The sequence below is a fragment of the Mesorhizobium sp. J428 genome (genome assembly GCF_024699925.1).
Taxonomy (GTDB): Bacteria; Pseudomonadota; Alphaproteobacteria; order Rhizobiales; family Rhizobiaceae; genus Mesorhizobium_A.
In genome coordinates this window covers 1,325,498-1,335,000 of sequence record NZ_JAJOMX010000001.1, presented here as the reverse complement: position 1 = coordinate 1,335,000, position 9,503 = coordinate 1,325,498, and the positions used below count along the sequence as shown (strand labels likewise).

The following is a 9,503-nucleotide window of genomic DNA, read 5'->3' as shown; positions in this document are numbered from 1 at the left end:
GTCATAGTGATCCGGTGGTCCCGTGTGGAAGGGCCATCGCTCAACGGATAAAAGGTACGCCGGGGATAACAGGCTGATGACCCCCAAGAGTCCATATCGACGGGGTTGTTTGGCACCTCGATGTCGACTCATCGCATCCTGGGGCTGGAGCAGGTCCCAAGGGTATGGCTGTTCGCCATTTAAAGCGGTACGTGAGTTGGGTTCAGAACGTCGTGAGACAGTTCGGTCCCTATCTGCCGTGGGTGTAGGAATGTTGAGAGGATCTGTCCCTAGTACGAGAGGACCGGGATGGACGTATCTCTGGTGGACCTGTTGTGGCGCCAGCCGCATAGCAGGGTAGCTATATACGGACGGGATAACCGCTGAAGGCATCTAAGCGGGAAACCCACCTCAAAACGAGCATTCCCTGAGAGCCGTGGAAGACGACCACGTTGATAGGCCGGGTGTGGAAGCGCAGCAATGTGTGAAGCTTACCGGTGCTTAATAGCTCGATTGGCTTGATCATTCTCATTACTCATGCCCATTCTGTGGGTTGGCAAAAAAGACAGCTTCTCGAAACAACATGCTCTTCGTTGACCTGGTGGTTATGGCGGAGCGGCTGCACCCGATCCCATTCCGAACTCGGCCGTGAAACGCTCCAGCGCTGATGGTAGCTTTCGTCCTAAGACGCGGGAGAGTAGGTCGCTGCCAGGTCTGCAAAGCGCATGTTGTCAAATCTTCTCCTTACGAATGCCCGCCTCGACGGCGGCGACCGGGCCGCGCAAGCGGCCTTTGTCATTCAGGCATCTGGTTTCGTCTAGGCAAAGTGCCTATATGAAGATGGTGACGCGGGGTGGAGCAGCCCGGTAGCTCGTCAGGCTCATAACCTGAAGGCCGCAGGTTCAAATCCTGCCCCCGCAACCAACTTCCCGGACGCACCACCTATCCCAGTGCGTTCCGCTGCTGTCCCTAACGGCCCCATTTTCCCGACACTTCCCGGCTTTATGCCGCCCCGACTGCAAGAATCCCGGATTTCTGGGGCCTTGCGGCCGGGGCGTTGCCGTATGTGGACCTGCATGTGCCCGACTGGACTATGCCGGCGGGGTAAGCGACATCGTGGGGCATGGCCAGCGTCCGCGCCCTGTTGGCCCGCGAGGTCGATGCGATTAAGAGCCCCGGCCTCCAATGGGTCGCGCCCTCGTTGTACCTTCAGCTTCGCCGGACGGAACGCGGTCATGGCTCTTCCGATCGATGCAACACGGCAAGGCCCATCGGCACGGACTCGGTGCCGTGCGCAACGTGGGGCTACATGCGGCCCGACAGAGGGCCGAGGAACTACGGGTCGCCGTCCGTAACGGCTGTAAGACCGTATGTCCGCCTCTGTTGGTGAGGTGGCTCGTCCTACACTGCGCGTCCGAGGGTTGCTTGGACTGGCCGAGCCGATCCTCATCACAGGAGGACGAGCCGTGGCAGATTATAGGGAAGCATTTGTCGGAATCGATGTCGCAAAGCTTAGGAACGCCGTGGCGATTGCGGATTCCGGCCGGGAGGGAGTAGTTCGCTTTTTCGGCGAGGTCGACGCCTCGGATCAGAGCATGCGCCGCGTTATCCAGCGGATCGCCTGCAGGTTCAATCGCGTCCATTTCTGCTATGAGGCCGGACCGACCGGCTATGGTCTCTATCGGCTGATCCGATCGCTCGGCCATGAATGCATGGTGGTCGCCCCGTCGCTGATCCCAAGGAAGCCCGGCGATCGGGTGAAGACGAATCGCCGAGATGCTCTTGCGTTGGCTCGACTGCTGCGCGCCGGCGAACTGACGGCGGTGTGGGTTCCCGATGAAGGTCACGAGGCCATGCGGGATCTTGTCCGCGCCCGAGCAGCAGCAGTCGAGACGCTTCGCGTCCACCGGCAGCATGTGAGCGCCTTCATGCTCAAGCACGGGCGTATCTATCCCCGCAAGAAGGGCTGGACGATGCGCTATCTGCGCTGGCTGCAGGAGCAACCGTTCGATCACCCTGCGCATCAGATCGCGCTTCAGGAAATGGTCGAAGCGGTCCGCGTCTCGAAAGAGCGGGTCGAGCGACTTGAGCGTGTGATCGAGGAGTTCGTTCCGGCTTGGTCGCTGGCCCCCGTCGTGCGGGCTCTGCAGACGTTGCGCGGCGTAGAGCTGATCGTCGCCGTAACATTCGCAACCGAAGTTGGCGACGTACAGCGGTTCGAGAGCCCGCGTCAGCTCATGGGGTATCTCGGCCTCGTTCCCGGAGAACGATCAACAGGCGAAACAGTCAGACGGGGCGGCATCACCAAGGCCGGGAACGGCCGCGTCCGCCATATGCTGGTCGAAAGCGCGTGGACCTACAGACACCCGCCGAGGGTCGGCGCGAAGAAGCTATATCGTCTCGAGCAAGCATCGCCAAAGGTGCGAGAGATCGCCTGGAAGGCACAGACCCGGCTGACGACCCGGTATCGGATGTTGAGCGGCCGGGGCAAGAAGACAACGGTGGTCTGCACAGCAATCGCCCGAGAGCTGGCCGGCTTCATGTGGGCCGTTGCAAGGGAGGCGCAGGCGATCAGGTCGTAGACCGCTGCGACGGCTTCATCTCGCTCATGGGCGGAGGCGGAACCACGGCAGGGGAATGTCCGTCAGACGCTTTGTGGCCGGCAACCTGGCCGACGCCCGCAGTAAGATAGGAACAGCCCCGGACGCACAATCGGGAATGCGGTAGCCAACCCGCGCATCAGAGCTTGATCACCGACGTCCTTCAGTTCCGCCTCCACCCATGCGCGATCATCAGAATGAGCAGCCGTTCCTCGGACCGGATGATATCCTGCGCCTCAAACCTTGACAGCGGACATCAGAGCGGTGTTCTCAGGCCACGAGTGGGGATGTGGCCGTTGACGGTCGTGAGGAAGTCCGCGAGACTGGAGGGCAGACCTACACTGCCTTCATTGTGTTGTAGCCTATGCCTCGGATGCCGGCATCCGTCGTCGCTTGCCTGAAGGCCTCTGACACGAAAGGATAACGGCCGCTCAAACGGGGATCGATCCAGACATGACGTCCGGTGACCCGCTCGAGGCTCACCACGCAGGAGCCCCCAGGCCTGTTCATCCAGAGCCCGGACTTCTCGCGGAACTCGTGTGTCGTATGCTCCCTGTCCATGCAATCGATACGGGTGCAGGGATAGAACCAGAAGTAGGAAGCGGCGTGTTTTCCGTCCTTCCAGACTAGCTCGACCGGAGCAAACTGATGGACGTCGGGCTCCAGCCCTTCAATAACTTGGCGAAGCTTGTCGCTTACGAAGAAGTAGCTGTGCTGCATCAGATCGGCTGGCATTTTCTTCCCCCCGCCGATCTTGATCTTTGTGGGCAAGTTGGCGGTATCGACCGGAAGGCCTTGATAGACAGACGACTTATCTACCCAAGTTCCGTCTTCCAACCTCACTGAATTCGTAACCGGGTGGAACTCGAAGCCGACCGGAAACACTTTCCGGAAGTCTCCGTCGAGCAGATAGGCTCGCCGCCCGAAATCCGCGCCCTCGTCGGCGAAGATCGTAAAGACGGTCATCGGCGATAACTTTCGTTTTGGCCCAGTCTAACCTCAGTCACATTCCTACACGATGCCGATTGCAGAACGGTTAGCGCGTGCCGCTGAATTGTCGGCAGGTCAGCAAGGGGCGAGCCCTGCTGTTTAACGTGACGGCGACAGCCGGCGAGTCCCCGCGGTGACCCTTCAGTCAGCACGGTCACGAGCGCGGATGTAGGCCCAGGGCAGGAGCTGGTCGATCTGGCTGCTGGGGGTGGCCGTTGACGATCCTGGTGAGCACGTCAGTGAGATAGCCCAGCGGCTCGACGCCGTTGGGCTTGCAGGTTTCGATGAGCGAGGCGATGACGGCCCAGTGCTCGGCACCGCCGTCGGAGCCGGCGAAGAGCGCATTCTTGCGGTTGAGCTCGATGGGACGGATCGAGCGTTCGACAACGTTGGAATGGATTTCGATGCGGCCGTCGTTGAGGATGCGGGTCAGACCCTCCCAGCGCGAGAGCGCGTAACGGATCACTTCGGCAAGCTTGGTCTTCTGGCTGATCAGGCCGAGCTTCTCGCGCACCAGGGCTCGAGCTCGGCGACGATCGGCTGGCTCCTTTCCTGGCGCATCTCGAGCTCGATCACGCCGGCGTCGCGGATCGCCTTCTGCCTGCGCGTCCGGGTTGGATGCTAGCCGCTGGCTCTCGCGTTGCCGACACCACCACCGCAACAAAGGCCGGAATGTCCCGCGCCGGCGAGATCGCAAGCTTGCGAGCCTCCGTCGCCATGTGAAGACTTGTTGCGGGCTCAGCCCGTGGCGGCGGGCCATCCCGGAGATGACCACGTTCGGCTCCAGCGTCTCTGTAATGATCCGCCCCTTGTCGTCCTTGGACCATCGCCGCCGACCGCCGGCGCCGTTGATCACCTCGAAGCGCCCAGGGTGCTGCTCAGGGTCAAGCGTAAGGTCAAGGCCGACTTCCGATTCCGATGCAGAATCGGCAGGCTCACAAATCATTGGCATTCCCGGAAGGTGGGGCGGATACGCCGCTTACGCTATGAGCTGAAGGCTGTCGTCTCTCCAAGCCCGCCGTTGCCGTGCAAGCGGAGGTATTGATGTCCGTCGCCTACCAAGGCTTTCGCGGCATCTGAAATGCTCTCACGCTTAACTGGCTGGTCGACAAAATCGATATACGAGGGCAGGGAAAAGAACAGACGGATCGCCTGCGCCAAGCTTCAGCAAGATGTCGTGAGTGGTGCGCGCTCGGGGAGCATATGATCATGGACATATCGTCGTAATTCGCTTGCGATCTCAACAAATTCTATGTCTTCCCACTGCGAGATTCGTTTCAAGACGTCGCCTTCGATAAGAAGGCGAGAGCCGGCTGCGCCAGCTAGATCGAGCGATCTCGCAAACTAGCAAAAATCAGACTGTGCCAAACCACGGGCTTTGATAAGGGTCTGTAGGTGCTCAATATTTAGGGCGCCTTGACAGGCCAGGGACACGGATACCCTTCGCCTCATCGATCGCCTTGATAAGCGTTATCAATCTGCTGATTGGTAACGATCTGCACCGTAACAGCGATCGGGTCGTGCGCGGTCCTTTTGGCCACCAGAAAAGCGTAGGCTTTAGCCATCTTCCCAATGACCGAGGCCCCCGGTTTCGCGGTCTTTGCTGCGGAAATGCGTGAAACTGTCCAGGAAGCGCCCGCATTTGCTGCGGAGCATTCAGTTGCTGAAGTTCAACCCTATCGGCGGTTATCTCCCCGCTCAGCTCCATACAGTAAGGTGCAGTCGGCACCATCCCATTCGCTCCCCGTCCCGGCATCGGCCGTCAAGCCCTCCAACGCCATTGCACTGAGTCCCGAGCCCCGCTCAATGAGGCGCAACGCTTGTCGCATGTCCCAAAACTCATGGAAGTCATCTCCAGTGTTCGAGCCACGAGCGCCACCAAAATCAGCCTTTTGCGAACTGGCAATGTTTACTTCAACGTGTTTCCGGGCGGCGAATCTTGATTCAAGATCGCAGCCTACTTGTGGAGTTCAACCCCATCAAATGCCGGCCGCCGGGTACACCGCAATTCGATGGGATAGCAACTACCTGATCGTGTTGGCTTTTAAAGCACAGGATGGAATGGTCTGCTGGATCGACAGCTGCCGACGAACAGCGACCTCGCTCCGTTTCTGCTACCTGACTTCGGGCGGCTTCCGGCCTTCTTCGTAGAGACCGTTTCGAATGCTGGCCGAGACGTTTACCAGCCGATGCCAACCGGCTAGGTCTCTCGCTGGTTCCTTGCCTGACCTGTGACGCGTTTGACGCCGCGGTGCGCGGCACGCATCGACCGCAGCTATTTGCGTTATCATTCCCTCGCTAATTGTCTGATCAGCCCTGACGACGCGGTAGGACAAAGGGCCATAAAATGTCTGACAAAGTTTACGGCTTCCGCGTGGGAGTTTTGAATGCCTCGCAATTCGACACCAAGACAAGACAAAATGCGATCATTTCCATTACTTCCGAGTAGATTTCTGTCTGACAATTATGCAGATTGGTGGGAGATATCTCCAGGAGGAATGAATGGATCCGTTTCTTGTCGAACCATCGTGGCTGGAAGAGCGCCTTTCTAACCCGCGCGTGCGGGTGATCGACTGTTCGTGGTACATCCCCGAGACGGGCAAGAGTGCGCTGGCGGACTTTCGCGAGGCTCATATTCCCGGCGCCGGCTTCTTCGACCTCGATGCGGCGTCTGATGCGAACTCTCCCTATGTGAACATGCTTCCCTCGGCCGATCGGTTCACGACCGTTGCGCGGTCGCTCGGCATCGGACGCGACACGTTGGTCGTTGTTTACGATTCGAGCTATGTCTCGGCACGCGTCTGGTGGATGTTCAAGCTCTTCGGCCATGAGAACGTCCGTGTCCTGAACGGAGGCTGGAAGCGCTGGAAGCAGGAGGGCCGCCCGGTCGAAAGCGGCGACGGCGCATCGCCTCCGGTGGGGGATTTCTCCGCCGCCGAGCCGGTCGAGGGCGTAGCCGCCTGGAACGATGTGCTCGCGGCCACGCAAGGCAACGACATCGCTGTGGTCGACGCCCGCACCAGGGAACGCTTCACCGGCGAACTGCCGTCGGGCTATCCGGGCGTGGCCGGCGGCCACATGCCCGGGGCAATCAGCCTGCCCTGGGGCAAGATGATCCCGCAGAACGGCGACTTCACCTTCGTTGCGCCCGACAGGGCGCGCGAGCTCTTCGCGGAAGCGGGCGTCGACCTTGCCAAACCCGTGATCACGACGTGCGGGTCGGGAGTGACCGCCGCGATCCTCGCCTTCCAGCTGGCGCGCCTCGGCAAGCGCGACGTCACGCTCTACGACGGATCCTGGCACGAATGGGGGCAGCGCGACGATCTGCCCAAGGTGTCGGTATGAGCGGGAAAACATCCGGCGGTCCTGGCACCCTGCTGGTCTCCGCGGGCCATGCGCACGGCGTCAGCGGCAGCTCGGTCAATCCGCCCGTTCATCGTGCCTCGACCTTCCTGTTCGACACGCTCGCTGCATTCGAGACGGCGAGCAGAACGCCTTTCGACGGGCCTTTCTACGGCCGGGTTGGCACGCCGACCACGTTTGCGTTCGAGCAGGCCATTGCGGAATTGGAGGGCGGTCACCGCTCGATCGCGACGTCGTCAGGTGTTGCAGCGATCTCGGCTGTATTTCTCGCGTTCCTGGACAAAGGCGATCATGTGCTGGTGGTCGACACCGTCTACGACCCGGTTCGCCGCTTCTGCGGCCGGATGCTCTCGCGGCTGGGCATCGAGACCACGTTCTACCATCCGGCGATGGGCGCCGAGATCGAGACGCTGATCAGGCCACAGACGCGACTGATCTATATGGAGTCGCCCGGCTCGGGAACGTTCGACATGCAGGACGTGGCGGCCATCGTCGCCGTGGCGAAGGCGCGCGGGCTCCGCACGGCCATCGACGCCACCTGGGCGACGCCGCTCTTCATGAAGCCGCTGGCGCTTGGGGTCGATGTCTCGATTCACGCCGCGACAAAATACATCGTCGGGCATTCCGATGCGATGCTGGGCGTCTTGACTGCCAATGCAGAAACCTATGACGCGGTTCGCCGGTCGACCCAGGACCTCGGCGCTTGCGCCGGATCGGAAGAGTGCAACCTCGGACTTCGCGGCCTGCGCACGTTGGAGGTGCGGCTACGCCATCATGAGGCTGCCGCAATCGACATCGCCTCCTGGCTAGAGGGCCGGCCACAGGTGGCGCGCGTGCTTCATCCGGGCCTGCCGAGCTTTCCCGGCCACGATATCTGGAAGCGCCAGCTAAGCGGCTCCTGTGGCCTGTTCGCCGTCGAACTGGTGGACAGCGACCCCGCCTCGGTGCGGTCGTTGGTCGACGGGCTGCGTCACTTCAAGATCGGCTTCAGCTGGGGCGGCTACGAAAGCCTCATCCTGCCCATGCACCCCGAAAAGGCGCGGCAGGTGGCGCGCTGGGACGGCAAGGGCGCGTTGCTGCGGCTGCATGTCGGCCTCGAAACTGTGTCGGATCTGAAGGCCGATCTCGCCGCCGGCCTGGAGCGATTGCGTCCGCTCTGACCCTCGAAGATCGCTGACGAAACATGCTCCGGCCGATGCCGGAGCATTCCACGTCCGCGAAGCCGTGGTCTCAGAACCCGATCGGCCAATGGTTGATCTGCGAGCCGTCGATGAAGCGGCTGTGACGGAACGGCGTGGGATCGACCACCGTCTTTGTGCCCGTCACCAGCTCCGCCATCAACTGGCCGGCCGCCGGTGCTATGCCGAAGCCGTGCCCCGAATAGCCGGTCGAGACGAAGAAGCCGGGGATTGCATCCACCCCCGAGATGGTCGGAATGGCGTCCGGCGAGACATCGATCCAGGCGCCCATGCGCTCGTTGACGATCAGCTTGTCTGCGAAGACCGGGAACAGCTTCTTGATATTGACGATGGCCTGGTCGAGAATTGCATGAGCCGGCTGCGGTCGCAGGATGCGGATCGCCTCGAATGGTGTGCGCTGGTCGAGCTTCCAGCTTCCGGCTTGCAGCGTTTCCTGGAAGGAGCGCCTGCCGATGCGGAATTTCATCGCCCGCCACTCGTTCCTGAGCGCGGGAATGTAGTCCTTCAGGTAGCGGAAACTGTCCGGCACGATGTCCACCGGATGCGCCGAGCGCATCGAGAAATTGTAGCCGCCGTCGAGCCGCTTGCGGAAGCCGAACCCTTTTCCGGAGCCGCAGCCGACCGGACCGCCCTCGAGCGGCCGGGTACGCATGACCTGCGATAGAAGCTTCAACTGCGGCACCTTCACACCCTGATTGCGCGCGAAAAGGCCCGACCAGCTGCCGCCGGCCAGCACGACCGAGTTGCAGCGAACGCGCCCCTTCTCCGTCACCACCTCCGATACGCGACCGCCCTTCGTCTCGAAGCCGCGCACGGCGCAGCCTTCGACGATGCGCGCACCAAGCTTTTCCGCGCCGCGTGCGATCAGGCGGGTGGCAATGTGCGGCTCGGCGAAGCCGTCGCTGGCGGTGTGCAATCCACCTGCCCATTTGCGCGTGGCACCGGGCGCGAAATTGCCGATTTCGGTCGCCGACACATAGCGCGTGTCGAGATTGTAATCGGCCACCGCCTTCATCCAGCCCTCATATTTGGCCAGGTCCTTTTCCTCGTCGCAGAAATAGGTGATGCCGTGGGTCCGAAATCCCAGATCATCGCCGACGATGTGGGGCAGGTCGGCCCACAATTTCATGGCATGGATCATGAGCGGCAGTTCGCGAGGGTCGCGACCCATCTTGCGCACCCAGCCCCAGTTGCGGCTCGACTGCTCTTCGCCGATGGCGCCCTTTTCGCAGAGCACCACAGGCACGCTCTTCTGGGCGAGATACAGGGCCGTGCAGGCACCGACGATGCCGCCACCGACGATCACGACCTCCGTCTCGGCAGGGACAACGTTGAAATCGCGATTAGGACTGCTGTGAACGTTCATGAGGGT

General features: G+C 61.4%; 6 protein-coding genes, 1 tRNA gene, 2 rRNA genes and 2 pseudogenes (1 of these 11 cut by a window edge). 7 read left to right on the top strand and 4 right to left on the bottom strand.

Annotated elements, in window-relative coordinates; all coding sequences use genetic code 11:
- The 5 genes from LRS09_RS06615 to LRS09_RS06600 all read left to right on the top strand — a co-directional run.
- Nucleotides 1-505: ribosomal RNA gene (locus tag LRS09_RS06615) — 23S ribosomal RNA — on the top strand; it begins 2,298 nt to the left of the window's first position.
- 71 nt (nt 506-576) lie between these two features.
- Nucleotides 577-693: ribosomal RNA gene (gene rrf / locus LRS09_RS06610) — 5S ribosomal RNA — on the top strand.
- 133 nt (nt 694-826) lie between these two features.
- Nucleotides 827-903: transfer RNA gene (locus LRS09_RS06605), tRNA-Met, on the top strand.
- 261 nt (nt 904-1,164) lie between these two features.
- Complete coding sequence (locus tag LRS09_RS30220) at nt 1,165-1,536, top strand: Arm DNA-binding domain-containing protein (RefSeq protein ID WP_374684817.1); 372 nt, start codon at nt 1,165-1,167, stop codon at nt 1,534-1,536.
- Nucleotides 1,446-2,561 (top strand): IS110 family transposase, encoded by a 1,116-nt coding sequence (locus LRS09_RS06600; RefSeq protein ID WP_374684816.1) that lies wholly within the window; start codon nt 1,446-1,448, stop codon nt 2,559-2,561. The genes LRS09_RS30220 and LRS09_RS06600 overlap by 91 nt, the downstream gene beginning before the upstream one ends.
- A gap of 354 nt (nt 2,562-2,915) precedes the next feature.
- Here the strand turns inward: LRS09_RS06600 and LRS09_RS06595 are convergent, their stop codons facing one another.
- The 3 genes and pseudogenes from LRS09_RS06595 to LRS09_RS30215 form a co-directional block, all read right to left on the bottom strand.
- Nucleotides 2,916-3,545: a DUF1629 domain-containing protein gene (locus tag LRS09_RS06595; RefSeq protein WP_257805002.1), complete on the bottom strand. Its 630-nt coding sequence runs from the start codon at nt 3,543-3,545 to the stop codon at nt 2,916-2,918.
- A gap of 165 nt (nt 3,546-3,710) precedes the next feature.
- Nucleotides 3,711-4,127 (bottom strand): annotated as a pseudogene (locus tag LRS09_RS06590) (transposase); the annotation flags it as partial.
- Nucleotides 4,128-4,278: 151 nt separating this feature from the next.
- Nucleotides 4,279-4,515, bottom strand: a pseudogene (locus LRS09_RS30215) (transposase); the annotation flags it as partial.
- Nucleotides 4,516-6,071: 1,556 nt separating this feature from the next.
- On the opposite strand from LRS09_RS30215, the gene LRS09_RS06585 reads away from it, so the two are divergent.
- Both LRS09_RS06585 and metC read left to right on the top strand, forming a co-directional pair.
- On the top strand, nt 6,072-6,914 hold the full coding sequence (locus tag LRS09_RS06585; RefSeq protein ID WP_257805001.1) for a sulfurtransferase: 843 nt from the start codon (nt 6,072-6,074) through the stop codon (nt 6,912-6,914).
- Entirely contained in the window at nt 6,911-8,092 is a 1,182-nt protein-coding gene (metC, locus tag LRS09_RS06580; RefSeq protein ID WP_257805000.1) for a cystathionine beta-lyase, read from the top strand. The genes LRS09_RS06585 and metC overlap by 4 nt, the downstream gene beginning before the upstream one ends.
- A gap of 70 nt (nt 8,093-8,162) precedes the next feature.
- On the opposite strand, the gene LRS09_RS06575 is transcribed toward metC, so the two are convergent.
- Nucleotides 8,163-9,497: an FAD-binding oxidoreductase gene (locus LRS09_RS06575; RefSeq protein WP_257804999.1), complete on the bottom strand. Its 1,335-nt coding sequence runs from the start codon at nt 9,495-9,497 to the stop codon at nt 8,163-8,165.
- Between the last annotated feature and the right edge of the window lie 6 nt (nt 9,498-9,503).